At 48.4% G+C, this 18,219-nt stretch carries 19 protein-coding genes and 1 tRNA gene; 17 read left to right on the top strand and 3 right to left on the bottom strand.

The features are described 5' to 3' along the window. Positions 1-61 precede the first annotated feature (61 nt). Complete coding sequence (locus AKN87_RS03760) at positions 62-1,429, top strand: hypothetical protein (protein WP_053102515.1); 1,368 nt, start codon at positions 62-64, stop codon at positions 1,427-1,429. A gap of 121 nt (positions 1,430-1,550) precedes the next feature. Then, positions 1,551-1,919: a winged helix-turn-helix domain-containing protein gene (locus AKN87_RS12575; protein ID WP_408033273.1), complete on the top strand. Its 369-nt coding sequence runs from the start codon at positions 1,551-1,553 to the stop codon at positions 1,917-1,919. A 39-nt stretch (positions 1,920-1,958) separates the two neighbouring features. On the opposite strand, the gene AKN87_RS03750 is transcribed toward AKN87_RS12575, so the two are convergent. Next, positions 1,959-2,035 (bottom strand) — tRNA-Met (locus AKN87_RS03750). 228 nt (positions 2,036-2,263) lie between these two features. On the opposite strand from AKN87_RS03750, the gene dinB reads away from it, so the two are divergent. From dinB to AKN87_RS03705, 9 genes are all read left to right on the top strand, one after another. Then, positions 2,264-3,361 (top strand): DNA polymerase IV, encoded by a 1,098-nt coding sequence (gene dinB / locus AKN87_RS03745; RefSeq protein WP_053102513.1) that lies wholly within the window; start codon positions 2,264-2,266, stop codon positions 3,359-3,361. Positions 3,362-3,450: 89 nt separating this feature from the next. Next, on the top strand, positions 3,451-4,002 hold the full coding sequence (locus AKN87_RS03740; protein ID WP_053102512.1) for a hypothetical protein: 552 nt from the start codon (positions 3,451-3,453) through the stop codon (positions 4,000-4,002). Continuing rightward, complete coding sequence (locus tag AKN87_RS03735; protein ID WP_053102511.1) at positions 3,995-4,777, top strand: class II glutamine amidotransferase; 783 nt, start codon at positions 3,995-3,997, stop codon at positions 4,775-4,777. Before AKN87_RS03740 ends, AKN87_RS03735 begins: the two co-directional genes overlap by 8 nt. 111 nt (positions 4,778-4,888) lie before the next feature. Further along, complete coding sequence (locus tag AKN87_RS03730; RefSeq protein WP_053102510.1) at positions 4,889-5,662, top strand: DUF3450 domain-containing protein; 774 nt, start codon at positions 4,889-4,891, stop codon at positions 5,660-5,662. Beyond that, positions 5,659-7,002: a MotA/TolQ/ExbB proton channel family protein gene (locus AKN87_RS03725; protein ID WP_053102509.1), complete on the top strand. Its 1,344-nt coding sequence runs from the start codon at positions 5,659-5,661 to the stop codon at positions 7,000-7,002. Before AKN87_RS03730 ends, AKN87_RS03725 begins: the two co-directional genes overlap by 4 nt. 55 nt (positions 7,003-7,057) lie before the next feature. Beyond that, on the top strand, positions 7,058-7,546 hold the full coding sequence (locus tag AKN87_RS03720; RefSeq protein ID WP_373332739.1) for a MotA/TolQ/ExbB proton channel family protein: 489 nt from the start codon (positions 7,058-7,060) through the stop codon (positions 7,544-7,546). A gap of 12 nt (positions 7,547-7,558) precedes the next feature. Then, positions 7,559-7,972, top strand: a complete 414-nt coding sequence (locus AKN87_RS03715; RefSeq protein ID WP_053099681.1) for an ExbD/TolR family protein — start codon at positions 7,559-7,561, stop codon at positions 7,970-7,972. A 2-nt stretch (positions 7,973-7,974) separates the two neighbouring features. Beyond that, on the top strand, positions 7,975-8,775 hold the full coding sequence (locus AKN87_RS03710) for an energy transducer TonB (RefSeq protein ID WP_053102508.1): 801 nt from the start codon (positions 7,975-7,977) through the stop codon (positions 8,773-8,775). After that, the gene (locus AKN87_RS03705; protein ID WP_053102507.1) at positions 8,776-9,837 is read left to right on the top strand and encodes a tetratricopeptide repeat protein; all 1,062 of its coding nucleotides are present in this window, start codon (positions 8,776-8,778) and stop codon (positions 9,835-9,837) included. It begins immediately after the preceding gene. Between the two features lie 81 nt (positions 9,838-9,918). Here AKN87_RS03705 and AKN87_RS03700 read toward each other — a convergent pair whose 3' ends face one another. Next, positions 9,919-10,974: a DUF2333 family protein gene (locus AKN87_RS03700; protein ID WP_053099678.1), complete on the bottom strand. Its 1,056-nt coding sequence runs from the start codon at positions 10,972-10,974 to the stop codon at positions 9,919-9,921. Positions 10,975-11,039: 65 nt separating this feature from the next. Further along, positions 11,040-11,678, bottom strand: coding sequence for a BUD32 family EKC/KEOPS complex subunit (locus AKN87_RS03695; RefSeq protein WP_053102506.1), 639 nt, complete (start codon positions 11,676-11,678; stop codon positions 11,040-11,042). 315 nt (positions 11,679-11,993) lie between these two features. Between AKN87_RS03695 and AKN87_RS03690 the strand changes: the two genes are divergently transcribed. The 6 genes from AKN87_RS03690 (at position 11,994) to msbA (ending at position 18,196) form a co-directional block, all read left to right on the top strand. Beyond that, the gene (locus AKN87_RS03690; RefSeq protein WP_408033277.1) at positions 11,994-13,340 is read left to right on the top strand and encodes an OprD family porin; all 1,347 of its coding nucleotides are present in this window, start codon (positions 11,994-11,996) and stop codon (positions 13,338-13,340) included. 93 nt (positions 13,341-13,433) lie between these two features. Beyond that, entirely contained in the window at positions 13,434-13,733 is a 300-nt protein-coding gene (locus AKN87_RS03685; protein WP_053099675.1) for a BolA family protein, read from the top strand. A gap of 79 nt (positions 13,734-13,812) precedes the next feature. Further along, positions 13,813-14,367, top strand: a complete 555-nt coding sequence (locus AKN87_RS03680; protein ID WP_053102504.1) for a CDP-alcohol phosphatidyltransferase family protein — start codon at positions 13,813-13,815, stop codon at positions 14,365-14,367. 32 nt (positions 14,368-14,399) lie between these two features. Next, entirely contained in the window at positions 14,400-15,575 is a 1,176-nt protein-coding gene (locus AKN87_RS03675) for an AI-2E family transporter (RefSeq protein WP_080995499.1), read from the top strand. 42 nt (positions 15,576-15,617) lie between these two features. Further along, positions 15,618-16,322, top strand: a complete 705-nt coding sequence (gene hda, locus AKN87_RS03670) for a DnaA regulatory inactivator Hda (RefSeq protein WP_053102503.1) — start codon at positions 15,618-15,620, stop codon at positions 16,320-16,322. Between the two features lie 47 nt (positions 16,323-16,369). Next, a complete protein-coding gene (msbA, locus tag AKN87_RS03665) occupies positions 16,370-18,196 on the top strand; it encodes a lipid A export permease/ATP-binding protein MsbA (RefSeq protein WP_053099672.1) in 1,827 nt (608 codons plus the stop codon). Positions 18,197-18,219: the final 23 nt, after the last annotated feature.

Here is an 18,219-nt window from a genome sequence, read left to right as displayed (position 1 = left end):
GGGAGGAGAGACCCCGTGAGGTGTCTCCCTATCCCGATTAGGCTATCAATCAGGAATCGTCATGGACGAGATAATCGTAAAAAGTTTAGATCTAAAAAGATTCAATGCCTTGGCCGCTCAGTCTAGAAGCCCTGCAGCAGCATATATGAGTGAAGAGCTCGAATGGTATGCTGATGATTCCGAAGTTGTCTTGGGGATTGTTCTTCGAGATACAATTGATGATGACTTTGTTGGAATTATCTTGGGTAGAGATGAAGGCGACCGATTCAGAGCATTTGATGTACAAGCCTCAATTGAAACGCTTGAGGAAGCCAGGGCGTGGGTGCAAGGCGGTATCAAGTGGCACGCTGGCACAGGCAATACTGTATTTCCTCAAGGTGATGAAACGAAGGGATTGGACTTATTTACACCAGTAGTACCAATTGCAAAGCAACACCCATTCTTTACAAAGTTATCTCAAGAAGATTCATTTATTCCTGCCAAAACAATTATCAATGAGCTTATGCCTCATTTTGTTGATATTGACGGGAATTTTATTGAGCAGTTTCAAAGTTCTGGGTTTGACGCCAGACTATGGGAGCTCTATTTGAATACGTATCTCAATGAAGAGCAGCTGTTTTTTGAGCGGGAACATCATGCCCCAGACTTTTTGGTTCAAAAATATGGGCATAAGGTTGCAATTGAAGCAGTGATAGTGGGCAGAAAAAATGACAATCCGGCCTCACTTCTCCAGAAAGAGCCAAAATTTTTACACCCGTCTGAGATAGCAGAAAAACACAAAAATGAAATGCCAATAAAATTTGGAAGCCCCCTTTATAGCAAGTTAAAAAAAGAATATTGGAAGCTTGATCATGTGAGAGACAATCCACTCGTCTTCGCAATAGCGGATTTCCATGATGATCAGTCTATGCAATGGAGTTCCAATGCGCTAATAAACTACCTCTATGGAGTAAAGCACGAATTTACTAGAGACAAAGATGGAAAACTTATCATTTCCGCCCTAAAAATCGAAAAACATCAAGTGGGTGATAAGGTGATTCCATCAGGCTACTTCTTTCAGCCTGATGCCGAGAATATTAGTGCTGTGTTGTTCTCCGCAAGTGGGACTATATCTAAATTTAATCGTATAGGCCGTCAGGCAGGCTTCGGGCCTGATAACATCATAATGCATCGATTTGGTACCCATCATGATCATGATCCGAATGCATCTTTGCCTAAGCAATTTGTATATCAAGTAACTACAGAATCAAATGAAACTTGGGGCGAAGGTTTATCCATGTTCCATAATCCAAATGCTAAGTATCCAGTGCCAGAAGAGTTGTTTCCATCAATTGGACACCACTATTTTGATAACGGCCAAATAATCAGTCATCTACCGGAATTTCACCCGTATTCGTCGATGACAATAAACATGAAGATCGTGCCGTGATAAGCCTAACAAGCACATGTTGTCGGACTGATTTTCCGCTGAGCTCCAAACCAGCCGCAAATGCGGGCGTTATAGGTAAAAATGGGAGTACCCCTTTGCTGTACCTGACTTTTAATCATTGATGTTGCCATTGCTCAAGTTTTCCGCTGATGGTGAAGAGCATACGATGCAAGAAGCTCGTGACTGGCTCGCCAAATTAATGGGACTTTCCAAAGAGGATCTACGGGAAAGGCTGCCAAGTGGTCGGCAAACGACATTTGCAAATCGTGTGGCATGGACAAAGGTCCATCTCACACAGACTGGAGTTTTGGAGTCACCAAAGCGAGGGAGCTTTTGGGTAATCCTCCAAAAAACAGCCATACCCCAAAAAGACTTACGGTCAAAGTCCATCAGATCTAAAAAATTGGAATGTCAAAATGGGCACGCGCAGGGCACGGTTTGGGCACAGAAGCTTTTTAGGCAGTTTTTAAGCCAGGAATCTCAGGCATAAAAAAAGCCCTAACTTATTGAAAGTTAGGGCTTTAGTATCTGGTTGCGGGAGCCAGATTTGAACTGACGACCTTCGGGTTATGAGCCCGACGAGCTACCAAGCTGCTCCATCCCGCGCCGACCATTATAGGGGCTAAAACAAAGTTGTCAAAGAAATTATCTAAATAAGTTAAAATAGAGCAGCTGTGGCCGAGCTGGGGTTGGCTGCAGCCCTTGTGGTTAGATGCTTTGGCTAAAATTAAATAATATAAAAATATTTTTAAAAATAATGCTTTAAGCAGTGAAGCATAGGTTAAAGGTGGCGTAAGGTAACTTATTTGAAAAGGAAAAAGGGTCGGTGAGTCGATGAAACCGCGGAAAATCATCCATATTGATGCGGATTGCTTCTATGCATCGATTGAGCTGAGGGATAATCCTCGCTTAATTGGCAAGCCAGTAGCGGTTGGCGGTGCGGCAGCGCGGCGTGGGGTGATTTCTACCTGTAATTACGAGGCGCGTAGCTGGGGAGTGCATTCAGCGATGTCGACCAGTCGCGCTTTAAGCTTGTGTCCTGAGCTGATCGTACTGCCAACACGGATGGAAGTGTACCGTGAAGCCTCGCAGCAGATGCAGCAAATTTATGCCCAGTACACTGACTTAATTGAACCCTTATCGCTGGATGAGGCCTTTTTAGATGTCTCCGAGGCGGAGCACTGCCAAGGCAGCGCGACCTGGATTGCAGAAGCCATTCGCCAGCAAATCTGGACAGAGCTAAACATTACCGTATCGGCCGGTATCGCCCCGAATAAATTCTTAGCAAAAATCGCCTCAGATTGGCGCAAGCCCAATGGCTTATATGTGATCACGCCCGATGAGGTGGATCAGTTTGTTCTAAGCTTGCCAGTCAATAAACTGCATGGTGTAGGTAAGGTGACTGCCGATAAACTAAGTGCTTTAGGCATTACTACCTGCGCCATCTTGCGTGAAACCGATCGACTGCTGCTGCATAAACACTTTGGCCGCTTTGGCGAGCGTTTGTGGCAGCTCGCCCACGGCATTGATCAGCGGCCAGTACAGGCTGATGTGCGTAGGCAAACCGTTAGCGTGGAAGAAACCTTTACCTATGATCTACCTGACTTTGCGGCTTGTTTGGCTGAGCTGCCAAATTTACTGGAGCAATTACAGCGGCGCTTGCAGCGGCTAGCGCCGCATAATTATCGTCCGGATAAACCCTTTGTAAAAATTAAGTTTAATGACTTTAGCCAAACCACCTTAGAGCAAGTAGGGTTGCCTTTGAGCTTAAGCAGCTACCAAAACTTACTAGAAAAAGCGTATGAGCGGGGCAATAAAGCGGTGCGCTTATTGGGAGTGGGGGTGCGCTTGGTGGATCTAAATCGCATGTCGCAACTCGAACTATTTGAGCAAAATAGGGCCTGCTATCAGCAGTTAAACTTGAAGCACTAGCGAAGGCAGCGCAGAAAGCGATATTCTTCGCCCTTTGCATCAACCATCAGCTCCCGCTATGGGCGGGTAATTTATTTTTGGGTAGGTAAATGAGCGAATCTGACTATCAACTGGCCTGGATGATTTATTTGGCCGCTGCGCTGTTGTGTATTGGCGCTAGTTTTTACTTTACTCGCTGGATGTGGCGCTACTTGCGTGAACCGATTCGCGTGGTGGTTGCGGTGCTACTGTTAACACCTTCAGCGGTTATGGCAGAAAAAGCCTTATATGCGCCAGCCTTTGTTATTGCCTCGATTGAGTACTTTTTAAATAAAAGCATTGAGCTAATATCAGTCACTAGCTTACTCACTTATTTGATCCTTGGTTTGGGGGCTTATGTGCTATTTGCCTTGCTGCGTTGGGGCTGGCATAAATACCGCGCTAAACAGGTAACGCCAGCGGCGAAAAATGAGGCAATCGAGGCGGCAGAGGTAGAGCCAGTGGAGTCGTTTTCGGTGACGGCCGATGAAGGTATTGGCCGTACCAGTCAAGCTAAGCCAGCTGATCTGACCTTGGGTGAGCGGCTAGCCGCTGAGCAAAAACAACGAATTGAGCCGGTATTAGGTGACAGCATGGGAGCAGGAAGCAGTAAAGATGTGTGAGTTATTAGGCATGAGCGCCAATGTGCCAACGGATATTGTGTTTAGCTTCACCGGCTTAATGCAGCGTGGCGGTAAGACCGGGCCGCATCGTGATGGTTGGGGCGTGGGGTTTTATGTGGGCAAGGGCTTGCAGATTTTTCAGGATTCAGCGCCATCCTCTGACTCAGAAGTTGCCCGTCTGATACAGGGCTATCCGATTAAAAGTACTAACGTGATTGCCCATATCCGCCAAGCCAACGTAGGTGAGGTCAATTTAGCTAATACCCATCCCTTTACTCGTGAATTGTGGGGTAAGCGCTGGTGTTTTGCCCATAACGGGCAATTAAAGGATTTTTCCCCAGAGCCAGGATTTTATCAGGCAGTAGGAGATACCGATAGCGAGCGCGCCTTTTGCGATATGTTAAATCGCCTGCGTCAGCAATTTACCCAAGAGCCCAGTGTGCCGCAAATGCTTGAGGTGTTATTGGCCGCCTGTGCAGATTATGTGGCCTTAGGGGTATTTAACTGCTTGCTGAGTAATGGTGAGTGGTTGTTTAGTTTTTGTAGCACCAAACTGGCTTACATTACACGGCGCGCGCCCTTTGGTCCGGCGACCTTGAAAGACGCCGATGTGAGCGTTGATTTTGCCTCGCAAACCACCGCCAATGATGTGGTCAGTGTGTTTGCCACTGATCCTCTGACTCATAACGAGCAGTGGCATACGTACGCCCCTTTAGAGTGGCGATTGTGGCAAGCCGGTGAGTGTGTGGCTGAGGGGCAGTTAAGCAACGCTTAGGCATTTGAGGGCCTACTTGCTCGGCAGAGTGCGATTGAGGCTTGATTAAATCTCACTAGAAGATGATAATCATTCTCTTTAAGGCGACTGTCGATCAAGGAATACTCTCTAATGCAGCAAAAACGTGTTCGTGCTTGGCTGGCGGGCTTAGCGCTCTGTTCTCCGCTAGCGCTGGCCAATCCACTGGATAAGGCGTTAACCGATACTCAAACGCTGTCGCAAGCAGCGCAGCAATCCCAACAGCAGATTGATCAGCTAGACAGTGCAACTCAGTCAGCGCTGAATGATTACCGTAAAACGCTGAAGCAAATTCAATCGTTAACGGCTTACAATCAGCAGCTTGAAGATCTGCTTAAAGCGCAGCAACAAGAGCAAAGTACCCATGCACAGCAGTTAGCTGATTTAGCCGCGGCTGAAGAGTTTGTGACGCCGCACTTACAGCAAATGCTGCAGGTACTTGAACAGTTTGTAGCGGCAGATTTGCCCTTTTTACCCCAAGAACGTCAAGAACGAATCACGCATTTGCAGCAGCTGGTGGCGCGGGCCGATGTTTCGCTAGCAGAGAAATATCGCCGGGTACTGGAAGCCTATCAAATTGAAAGCGATTACGGCCGTACCTTAGAGGCCTGGCGTGGTGAGTTACAACAAGGCAGCGAAGAGAAAACCGTTGAGTTTTTGCGGGTGGGGCGCAGCATGCTGTATTACCAAACCGCCGATGGCCATACCAGTGGCTGGTGGAACCGCCAGAAGCAAAGCTGGGAAGAGTTGCCCAGTAGCGCTCGTCGTCCATTGACCGCGGCTTTAGGCATGGCCCGTCAACAAAAATCACCGGACTGGCTGATGTTGCCAGTGACTACCTTAGCCACCCAAGGAGATCAGCAATGAAGCGCTTAGTCTTGGCAATAAGTGCCCTGTTGGCTAGTAGCTTGGTAGTAGCTGCACCGCTTAGCCCCGAGCAGTTGCTTGAGCAAATTCAGCAAACTAAACAGCACGAGCAGCAGCAAATGCAGGCCCGTGAGCAGCAATTTATTGCTGCTAAAGAGCAGCAGGCCAGCATCCTCGCTGAAGCTAAACAGCAGCTAGCAAAGTTACAAGCGAGCTCTGATAAGTTAAAAACAACCTTTGAGCGCAATGAGCAGCAATTGGCCGAGCAAGCACAGCAGCTAAAGCAGCAAGTGGGTGAGCTAGGTGAAGTCTTTGCAGCAATCAAACAAAGTGCTGGGGATATGTCTGCGCAGTGGCAAGATAGCTTATTAAATATTGAGTACCCCGAGCGCATTGCGCAGCTAGAGCAGTTAAATAAAACCCAGAAGGTGCTGAGCCCAGAGCAAATCGAGCAGTACTGGATGCTTTTAGTGCAAGACCTAACCGCCAGTGGACAGGTAGCCCAGTTTATGGCACCGGTGATTGATGGCCAAGGCAATAAGCATCAGCAATCGGCTGTTCGCGTGGGGCCATTTTCAGCCTATAGCGAGCAGGGGTATCTCAGCTATAAAGCCGGTGAGCAGGCCTTTGAGTTGTTACCCCGTCAGCCGCAGGTGGTTAAAACGGCACAGGCTTGGAAAAATAGCCAAGAGGCGCTGGCGGTATTTCCTTTAGATCCGACCCGCGGTTCCTTGGTTGAGCAGTTGCAGCAGCAGCCGACCTTGTGGAATAGATTGCAACATGGCGGCTTAGTTGGCTGGGTGATTCTAACTCTGGGCGCCTTTGGCCTGTTGTTGGCGATAGTGCGTTTATTGCAGTTACAAGCAGTGACCCGTAGCGTGCAAAAGCAAATGCAGCAACTGACTCAGCCGCAAGCGAATAACCCTTTAGGCCGAGTACTGGGGGCATTGGGTGAGCAGCCTGCAGAACAAGACTTAGAAACCTTAGAATTAAAGCTTGATGAAGCAGTAATGCGTGAGACGCCACGTTTAGAGCGTGGTCAGGGTTTATTAAAGCTACTTGCAGCCGTTGCACCCTTGCTGGGGCTGTTGGGTACGGTAACCGGGATGATTATTACCTTCCAAGCCATTACCCAAAGTGGTGGCGGTGATTCGCGTTTAATGGCTGACGGTATTTCCCAAGCGCTGGTAACGACTGTAGAGGGCTTAGTAGTAGCGATTCCGCTGTTGTTCTTGCATAGCATTTTGGCTGCACGCAGCAAAGGCTTAGTGCAATTACTAGAGCAGCAGTCGGTTGGCTTGTTAGCGCTGCATTTATCAGGAAAAAAATCCCGTGAGTAATTGGCAAAGCCTTTGGTTTTGGTTAATTGATAGTAGCCATGAGCTATTAGATCTGATGGCGGCGGGCGGCTTTGTAATGTGGGTGCTGGCTGCGTTGTGTGTATTGTTTTGGACACTAGTGCTGGAGCGCTTGTGGTATACCCAACGCATTTTTCCAACCTGGGCTAAAGAGCGCAAACAGGCTTGGCAGCAACTATGTTTAGACGCCGAGCATCAATACTGGCCGCGCTCGGTGCGTAGTGCCTGGTTGGCGCAGGCGCACTTGCAGCTGCTGACCCCCTTAACAGTGACTAAAACCTTGGTAGCGATGTTTCCTTTGCTGGGGCTGCTGGGTACGGTCACGGGCATGGTTGCGGTATTTGATGTGCTGGCAATTAATGGAGCTGGTAATCCGCGAGCAATGGCAGCCGGCGTGTGGCAGGCAACCCTGCCTACCTTAGCTGGCATGGTATTAGCCATTGGTGGGTTATTTAGTTTGGCGCGCTTAGAGCGCAATGCGCGTCGTGCCTTGGCGCAATTAGCCGATCAGTTGCGGGCGGAGTAGTAGGAACAGAATATGAGAAGACGTCGTTACAGTGATCAGGCGGTAGAGGACACCGGCATCGATTTAACCCCGATGCTGGATGTGGTGTTTATCATGCTGATTTTCTTTATCGTGACTAGCACCTTTATTAAAGAGTCTGGAGTTGAGGTCAATCGTCCACAGGCCAACTCAGCAAGTGCCCAAGATAATGCCAATATTTTGATTGCAGTGACTGCAGATGGCCAGGTTTGGTTAGATAAGCAAGCGGTGGATGTACGCAGTGTGCGCAGTCATGTTGAACGCTTACGCCAAGAACACCCAGAAGGCTTAGTGGTAGTGCAAGCCGATCAAGAGGCGCGAACAGGTTTGGTGGTGCAGGTGATGGATCAGGCGCGTTTAGCTGGAGTAACCGATGTTGCTTTAGCTGCCTCAACGGAGTCTCGGTAATTATGCGTTGGACTGTATCGCTGTTGGTGGCAGTGGCTATTGTCTTAGCCAGCTTTGTGCTGATGCTAATTATGATTACTCCGGCCACCCGTGAGCAAAGTCAGCCGCCGGTGCAAATGGCACAGTTTATAGCGATGCCCAGCAGTAGTCCTGAGCCTCCTGCTAAAGTGCGTCCCAATTTGCCTGAGCCACCGCCCCCGCCGACGGAGGTGCCTGAGGTGCTACAGCCTGAGCCGCCTACAGCGTTAAAAGCAGTGGTGGATGTGGAGCCAGTACCTGTGGCCAGCAAGGTACAGATTAAAACCGCACCCACTCCCAGCTTAGAAGGGGTGAAAGCGGAGCCAAAGAAACAGCCCAAACCTAAACCCAAGCCTCAAGTAAAGCCTAAACCAGCAACTGAGGCACCGAAAGCCGCTGCTACGCCATCCTCCAGTAGCACGACTAGTTCAAGTAGTCAGGCGACGGTTGACAGTAAAGCTCAGGCGCCTAGCGCTCCTGCTGCAGAGCAACCGTTAGGTGTTAGTAAGAATGCCCAGCCGACTAATGCGGTAAAAATTAATTATCCGAAGATGGCGCAACGTCGTGGAATCCAAGGCTATGTAAAAGTGGGCTTTGTGATCACTAAAACCGGAGCTACTCGCGATATTAGGATTTTAGAAGCGTCACCTAAGAACATCTTTGATAACGAGGCTAAGCGAGTAGCCGCTTTATGGAAGTTTACCCCAGGTCGCCAGCAAGGGCAGCCGGTCGAGCAGCGGGGAGAAAAAGTCATTGAGTTTAAAATTCAAGGCAGAGGGCGATAAATGGCAATCAAAGCTTGGCTAGCGGCTACTTGTTTAACAGTGATTAGCGCTAGTGCCTGGTCGGCTCAAGTCATTCAGCCAGAGGTGCTGAACGCTTTGCAGCAGGCCCAAGCTCAGCAGCAACAAGGGCAAACCGCAGCGGCTAAGCAGTTGCTTGGGCGTCTGCAGTTAAAAGCTAAGAGCGCCGAGCAAGCGCTGGTTTGGCGTAGCTTGGCCTATCTAAGTTGGAGCGAGCAAGACTATGCCGCCACCTTGGATTACTTGCAAAAAGCCCTGCAAAGCGGTCAGCTAACCGCCGCTCAAGCCAGTGAAGATCGGCAAAATTTTGTCGAGTTAGCGCTGGCCCAAGGCCGTTATCAAGCCGCTTTAGCGCAATTGGCTCTGTTGCCAGTAACTCCTCAGCGCCAATTGCTAGAGATTCAAGCGCTGCAAGCGTTAGGTAAAACCCAGGCGGTTAGGCAGTTAGCGCAGCAGTTAAGTGCAGAAAACCTAGCATTGGATTCGTTTCAGTCCCTATTGGCTGCAGCGCTTAAACAAGAAGATTACACGGTGGCTGCTATTTGGCAGCGGCAATTGTTGCTACAAGCGCCAGAGAATACCGCCCACTGGCGGCAATTAGCAGCGATCCAGCAGCGTGCCGAAGATTGGCTGGGGGCGTTTAGTACCTTGCATGCCGCTTATGTCAAACAGTTGCCACTGACTGCAGAAGATTGGCAGCGCATGGTGGAGCTTGCTCAGGTGAGTGGTCAGCCATGGCAGGCAGCGCACTTATTGCAAGGGCTGTTAGAGCGACAGCAGGTTCCTTCAACCCAAGCCAGTCAAACCCAATTAGCCCACTTGTATTGGCAGGCTAAAGAGCGAGAATTAGCGTTGCGCTTATTTCGTGAACTGGCCGATACTTATCAGCAGGCTGAGGACTGGTTGGCGGTAGCGCAGTTAGCCTTACAAGTTGATCAGCTGGAGTTGGGGCAGCAAGCGCTAGTTAAGGCCAAGCAGCAGGGAGCAGAGGCAGCAGCTATCGCGCAGTTAGAGCGCTGGTTAAAGCCGCAGGTGACTCCTTAGTTGGATTAAACCCACGGTAATAAAAAAACGCCCAATTCTCGTTAAGAATCGGGCGTTTTTTGTGGTTACTTGATTTAGCGCTTAGCCTTGAGAGAGTAGCTGGCGCAGCTCGATAATGGCGGCGTTCGCCCGTGAAATATAGTTGGCCATCACCAGTGAGTGGTTGGCTAAAATACCGTAGCCATCACCGTTTAAGACCATTGGGCTCCACAGTGGCTCTTGGGCATCTTCTAACTCACGAATAATTTGCCGCAAGCTGGTGAGGGCGCTTTTCTTTTCCAGTACATCGCCAAAGTCCACTTCAATCGCTCGCAATAAATGTGCCAGTGCCCAGGCTTGGCCACGGGCTTCGTAGAACACGTTATCAATTTGCATCCACGGGGTTTTGGTTAAGGCCTCGCTACCAAGGTTGGCGGTTTCTATTGAAGAAGGCTGACTTTGCAAGGTTTGCAGGTGCGCCTTACCAATACTTGAAGATAAACGTTGGGATAAAGAACCAAGACGGGTAGCTACATCACCTAGCCAGTTATTGAGGTTATCGGCGCGGGCATAAAACTGTACTTTATCTTTGCTGGGGTCAGCCAAATTTTTCAAGTAACGATCAAGGTATTTAATCCCCATCCGATACTCATCTTCGGTGGCTGGAAAGGCCCAGCTTTTATGATCAAAGTTAAATTTTGGTTCGGCTTTAGCAAGATCTGGGTCTTCCGTGGATTGTGACTGCGAACGAGCAAAATCTTTGCGCAAGGCGCGGGAAATATCCCGTACTTGTACAATCACGCCATATTCCCAAGAAGGAATATTATCTAAAAAAATTGACGGTGGCGTGACGTCATTACTTAGATAACCACCGGGTTTATTAAGCAACACTTGGGTAATTTGCTTGACGGTTTCGACGGTGGTGTAGCCAACCACGACTTCTCGCTGAGCGGCTTCGGCAGCGGCTTGAGTGGTTTGCTTAACTGGAAAGTTATCGGGTTCTTGGCTCCAGTACCAGCCAACAGCAATATTAACGATTAACAGTAAGACCAAGGTGCCAGTGACGGCACGACTAAACCAAATGCCTTTGAGATAACTTCTCACGCCCTCGGCGGAGTTATTAATCTGATCTTTGGTGCGATGTTTCCAGTTGAGCATTGGTCAGCTCCTTAAGTTAACGCAAAGTTGGAAAATGAAGATTAAGTAGAGTAGCGCTTTTAGGGTTAGTTCAGGCCTAGTGTAGGCACAGGGTAGCCGGTTAAGTCCTGATAATGCTGGGCGAAATCACCATACTTGGCGCTAGCTAACCAAGCACGATCCTCAGTATCACGCAGCATATGTTTAAAGTTACGCTGCCGTTGATGGCCTGACAGTGCGCGTCTTTGGGTTTTTAGATCGGCAATATCAATTAAGCCTAAGTGCTGCTCGGGGGTCAGTACAATATTACCGAAGTGGATTGAACGAAAATACACCCCGCTATGATGCAGTTTGGCGACAAACTCAGCCAGTAATACAAATAGATTATCAGGCACCTGTGCTGTGTGCTCGCTCGACTGTAATTGGCGCAGAGTCAGCCCGGGGAGTGGTCGATAATACACCGCATCGCGCTCTATATGGGGCACCTTATAGAGCTGCAAAATATCAGGGCTGGGTACGCCCAGCTGCTTAAGTTTTGTGGCATTAGTGGCAAAACGCTTGGCATAGGGCCAAAGCGCGGCTGAAGTAATCAAGCGTTTGCGCCGAAACAACTTAAGGATATTGCCATCGGTTAAGGCCAGTACCTTTACCCCAAATCCATCTTGCTCAAGAATCCGTGCATCTTGTGTTAATTGTAAGTAGTCAGCTGCTGAAAGAATCTGCATGTAAAGCCCCTAATCTAAGGCTTGGTATAGTAGCAAACTGCCTAGGTAAAACGTAGTCTTGGACAGCGCTTGAGAAAACTTAGCTCCGTTGATTTAGCTCAATGGCTTAAGAGCTTGGCTCGCTAATAATGTTTTTAGATGAAATCACATAAATGTCATCCTATGGTCATGCGCCTGACTTAATGCTGGCGAAATTACTGAAAAAAAAGTACAGTGTGCGCGTTTTAAATGACATAACGATAGAAAAGCAAGCAGCTTATAAAGCTGACTCAAGCTTAATAAGCCCGTGTTAAACCCAGGGAGAAACTGATGGATATTAAACCTCTTGCTCGCATGATTGCTTTATCAGCAGCTGGCGTAGCACTTGTTGCCCCAAGCGTGGCGCAAGCCGACTTTGTAAACGATACTAAAGCTAATCTACAGATGCGCAATCTGTACTTCAATAACGATATTCGTGAAGCTAATAACGGTCAAAGCGAAGAGTGGGGCCAAGGCTTTGTATTAAACGTACAGTCTGGTTTTACTGAAGGTACTGTAGGTTTTGGTTTAGATGCAGTAGCTATGTTGGGCCTGCGTTTAGATGGCGGTGGTAAAGAAACTAATCGTAAAGCAGGAAAAGTTGATCAAACCCGCGTACCTGGCCAACTCTTCCCAACCAAGAGCAATGGTAAAGCCCGCAGCGAATACAGCAAGTTAGGTTTAACTGCAAAAATGCGTGTCTCTGAAACCGAGGCGCGTATCGGTACTTTACAGCCAAAACTGCCGATCTTGATTAATAACGATGGTCGTTTACTGCCGCAAATGTTTGAAGGTGGTCAGATCACTTCTAAAGAGATCGACAACCTGACCTTAACCGGTGGTTTAATTAACCACGCAGTGGGTCGTTCATCCACTAACCGCAGCGGCTTGGCCGTAGCTGGCGGTAGCGCTGAGAGCAATAAGTTCTGGTTCGCTGGTGGTGATTGGCAAGCAATGCCTGACCTAAAAGCGCAGTACTACTTTGCTAAATTAGAAGATTACTACAAGCAAAACTTCCTCGGCTTAAACCATAACTGGGAACTGGGCGAGAAGCGCAGCTTAAACACTGACTTACGTTACTTCCGCACCACCGCAGATGGTAATAATAAAAACGCTGCAGGTCGTGCTGAGGGTTATAGCGTTGGCGGTTATACCAAAAATGGTAATGGTAAAATCGACAACAATACTTGGAGCTTAGCCTTCACCTATAAGATGGATGCCCATGCGTTAATGTTAGGTCATCAGCGGGTATCTACCGGCAGTAACTTTGTACAGCTAAACCAAGGCGGTACAGGTGAAGGGGCTGCTGGTGCATCACTTTATCTGCATACTGACCGCTTAGCCAACAGCTTTACTAAAGCTGGTGAGCGTACTACCTTTGTTGATTACACCTATGACTTTGCTGACTTAGGCATGCCAGGACTGAAAGCTGGTGCGGCTTACCTGCGTGGTAATAATATTCAGGTTAAAGACAAGTCGAGTGCCAAAGAATGGGAGCGTGACTTACGCTTAGATTACACCGTTCAAGAAGGCACCTTTAAGAACGTGACCCTGTCTTACCGTAACGCAACTTTCCGCAGCGGCGCCGACAAAAACGTTGACCAAAACCGCGTGATTGTTAACTACACCTTACCGTTAATGTAAGTTGTAGCAGCGTTAACACTCGCACTAAAAGCCCACCTGCATGGTGGGCTTTTTTCGTTTAAGATACGGGAAAAATTTACTGGGAGTAGTGGTATGCAGCAGAAAATTTATCAGGTCTTACAGCAGCAGTTTCAGCCGACTCAGTTAGAAGTGCTGGATGAAAGCCATATGCACAGCCGAGGAGCTGAGTCGCACTTTAAAGCCATTGTGGTCAGTGAGGCTTTTGCCGGTTTATCGCGGGTACGCCGCCATCAGGCTGTCTATGCGGCGCTCGGCGAATTAATGACGCAATTTCATGCGCTGGCTTTACATCTGTATACCGAGCAAGAGTGGCAAGGCCAAGCGCCAGCCTCGCCGACGTGTAAGGGCGGCAGTTTGCATGATTTAAAATAACCTAAGACTTGGCTGAACTTAAATCACTGGTTTTCTTACTAATCTGTAGTTTATTGAATATGAGATTGAGTCAAACACTATGCATCATCTTCCAAATTTATTGACCTGTTTGCGCATAGTGTTGGTATTGCCGATAGTTTGGGCGTTGCTAGAACGACAATTTTCTTCGGCCTTAGTCTTATTTGCTGTGGCTGGGGTAACGGATGCACTGGATGGCTTTTTAGCTAGGCGCTTTAACTGGCAAAGTCGTTTAGGCGCTTGGTTAGATCCGTTAGCTGATAAGTTATTGTTGGTCAGTAGCTTTATCGTGTTAGCGGTAATTGAGGCCTTGCCGTGGTGGTTGGTGCTGCTGGTGGTGATTCGTGATCTAGTGATTACCTTAGGCGCTGCGCTGTATTATTGGTGGCGACAACAGTTAAGGATGCAGCCATTAGTCTTAGGTAAGCTGTCGACCCTGCTGCAAGTGCTGTGTGGTTTTTTTAGCATCCTGCAGGCTGCACAGTTGCTGCAGTTAACGCAATGGCTAAGCGCTTTGGTTTATCTCACTGGGGCTGTCACGCTGTTTAGTGGGGTGGCCTATGTGGTGCTCTGGAGTCAAAAATTTATTGCAACGAGGGCGGACCGAGCGGGTTAGTCGCAACTACGCCTGGAACAGAGGGGAAGACGATGAGTGTAATTAAAAACTGGCCGTGGTTTGCAGCGCTTGCCCTGCTATTGGCTTTTTTATATGCGGTAATGCCAATTTTAACGCCTTTTTTAGTCAGTCTGTTGATTGCTTATATGGGCGATCCCCTCGTTGATAAGTTAGAGGAAAGAGGCCTGTCGCGTACCTTGGGCGTGATAGTGGTATTTGCGGTCATTGTCTTGATATTAGCCGGTGTGCTGGCGTTTTTAGTGCCACTCATCTCTAAGCAGTTGGTGAAGTTATATGGCATGTTGCCGCAAATGGTGGACTGGGTGCAGCACACAGCAGTGCCTTGGTTGCACACCAAGTTAGGGGTGCCCAGTGATATTTTAGATGGTGATAAGTTAAAGCAAGCCTTTAGTGAGCATCTGGATAAAACTTCAGGTGCTGCTGGCTTTTTACTGGCTAAAGTGACGGCTTCGGGCATGGCGTTGTTTGGCTTTGTGGCGAACTTTGTGCTGATTCCTGTGGTGAGTTTTTACTTACTACGAGACTGGGATATTTTGGTCGACAAAGTGCGTGGACTGTTACCACGACGCGGTGAGGGTGCGGTAGTGAAAATGGCTAAAGAGTGCCATGAAGTGCTGGGGGCTTTTATTCGTGGTCAGTTATTGGTCATGTTGGCGTTAGGTGGGATCTATGCCACCGGTCTGATGCTTTTAGGTTTAGATTTAGGCTTGTTAGTGGGGCTATTGGCTGGCTTGGCCAGTATTGTGCCCTACATGGGGTTTGCCGTGGGGATTACGGCGGCGCTGTTAGCCGGAGTGTTTCAGTTTGGTTTTGAGTTGTATCCCTTATTGGGCATTGTTGGAGTATTTGCCCTAGGGCAGGCGCTTGAGGGAATGGTGCTGACACCTTTATTGGTTGGGGATCGCATTGGTTTGCATCCAGTGGCTGTAATTTTTGCGATCATGGCGGGCGGGCAGTTATTTGGCTTTACTGGTGTGCTATTAGCCTTGCCGGCTGCTGCGGTGATTATGGTGTTGTTGCGCCATGTGCATGAAATGTATAAGGATTCTGATCTTTATACTGAACAATCGGCTGTGGACGAGTATGATGAGCCCGCTCAGGGGTTGTCAGTAACCGCTGAAGGTGAGTATTGCTTGATTAAGCAAGAAACGCAGGATAGTACCCAGGTAGTTAAAACTGCCGAGTGATCCTGATGACAATGCACATAATGATAAGCGATTAGTAACGGCATGAATCCATCACAGCTTTCTTTGGGTATTCGGTTGCGCGATGACGCAACCTTTGCCAACTACTACCCTGGGGCCAATGCAGTGGCGTTGGGTTATGTAGAGCGTATCTCTGAGGCCGATGCCAACTGGGTTGAAAGTTTGGTGTATCTATGGGGGGCACCCGGTGTAGGGCGCAGTCATTTATTGCAGGCGGCTTGCATTAGGGTACAAGAGCGTGGCGCTCGGGCTATCTTCTTACCGCTGGCAGAAGTGGCTAAGTATGGCCCTCAGTTATTGGATAACTTAGAGTATTGTGACCTGGTATGTATTGATGATATTCAAGTGATTGCTGGGCATCCTGCCTGGGAAGAAGGCTTATTTCACTTGTTTAACCGAATTCGCGACTCGGGCAAAAATTTACTGCTTGGAGCGAATGCCGCGCCTCGAGAGTTGCCGGTTAAGTTAGCGGACTTAAAGTCTCGTTTATCGTTAGCGTTAGTCTTTCAATTACATGATCTAAGTGATGAGGATAAATTAAGGGCACTGCAACTGAGGGCGTCACGGCGTGGTTTACAGCTCTCAGAAGAGGCTGGGCGCTACCTACTTACCCGTGGTGAACGTAGCATGAGTCAGTTATTTGCCTATCTTGAATGCTTGGATCAGGCCTCTTTGCAGGCGCAGCGTAAATTAACGATTCCTTTCATTAAAGCAACGCTCAACTGGTAGCGGTTGTCTGCTACACTTCGGCAGTATTTATCAGTGACTGAGTTGTTATGACTAACCCGAAACCTCTTCCTGAGTCGGCGGCTACCGCTGAGGACTCTAGCTTAAAAATTTACTTTCGCTTATTAAAGTACGTGGTGCCCTATATTGGCTGGTTTGCTCTGAGCCTATTGGGGTTTCTATTATTCGCCTTAGCTCAGCCGATGCTGGGTTATATGTTGAAATTCTTTGTTGATGGACTCACCGATCCTAGCGCGGTGTTGTTTCCGCAGGTGCCGTTTCTGGCAGATATTCGTTTACTGCAAGCAGTGCCAGCATTAGTGGTGTTGATTGCAGTATGGCAGGGCATCGGCTCGTTTCTTGGTAACTATTTTTTAGCTAAGGTTTCTTTAGGGTTGGTGCATGACCTTAGGGTACAGCTATTTAATAACTTGCTGACCTTGCCTAACCGCTATTTTGATAACCATAACTCTGGGCATTTGATTTCACGGATTACCTATAACGTGACCATGGTGACTGGCGCCGCGACCGATGCGGTCAAAGTCATAGTGCGCGAAGGGATGACGGTGATTTTCTTATTTGCCACTTTGTTATGGATGAACTGGAAACTCACCCTCGTTATGGTGGCGGTTTTGCCATTAATTGCCACCATGGTGACCTTTACCAGTAAGAAGTTTCGTAAACAAAGTAAGAAAATTCAGTCTGCTATGGGTGATGTGACCCATGTGACCTCTGAAACCATTCAAAACTATCGGGTGGTGCGCAGTTTTGGGGGTGAGCAGTATGAAAAACAACGGTTTTTAGAGGCCAGCGAAAAAAACACCGAGCGCCAGTTAAAGATGGTTAAAACCAATGCGATTTATACGCCGTCGCTACAATTAGTGATTTATAGCGCAATGGCAGTGCTGTTGTTTTTAGTATTGTTTTTGCGTGGCGACTCTTCCGCCGGTGACTTGGTGGCCTATATCACCTTAGCGGGGTTGTTGCCTAAGCCGATTCGCCAGTTGTCTGAGGTGAGTTCAACCGTACAAAAAGGTGTGGCAGGTGCTGAGAGTATCTTTGAGCAGCTTGATGAGCCAGCAGAGCAAGACCAAGGCCAGGTAGTTAAAACCCAGGTGCAGGGCGACTTGGTGGTTGAAAACCTGAGTTTTACCTATCCAGGTACCCAAGAGCCGGTATTAAAAAATATCAGTTTTGTTGCGCCCGCCGGCAAGATGGTGGCTTTAGTTGGGCGGTCAGGTAGTGGTAAGTCAACCTTGGCTAATTTATTGCCGCGCTTTTATAGCCATACGCAAGGACGCATCACGCTTGATGGCACACCGATTGAGGCATTTGATTTGCTAAATTTGCGTCATCATTTAGCGTTAGTGAGTCAGCAGGTCTCCCTATTTAACGATACGGTGGCAAATAATATCGCCTACGGTGAATTGGCGGGTGCTAGCCTTGAGCAAGTGAAAGCTGCGGCCGAGGCTGCCTATGCGGCAGAGTTTATTGAACGCATGCCCGAGCAGTATCAAACGCTGGTAGGGGAAAATGGCGTCTTGCTTTCTGGTGGTCAGCGGCAACGCTTAGCCATTGCCAGGGCATTGCTTAAAAATGCCCCAGTACTGATTTTGGATGAGGCGACGTCGGCTTTAGATACTGAGTCAGAGCGGCATATTCAGGCGGCATTAGATCATGCCGTGCAAGGGCGTACGACGCTGGTGATTGCTCACCGGTTATCTACCATTGAAAAAGCTGATTTGATTTTAGTGATGGATAAAGGCGAGATTGTTGAGCGCGGAACCCATCAAGAGTTGTTGGCGATGAATGGCTATTACACCAAGTTGCACAGCACCCAGTTAGAGTCTGAGCAGCAAGCGGTGCAGGATGCTTAAGTTGGACTTAAGTCAGATTGGCT

This window comes from Thiopseudomonas alkaliphila, from assembly GCF_001267175.1.
Classification (GTDB): Bacteria; Pseudomonadota; Gammaproteobacteria; order Pseudomonadales; family Pseudomonadaceae; genus Oblitimonas; species Oblitimonas alkaliphila.
This window is presented reverse-complemented; position numbering and strand designations above follow the sequence as displayed.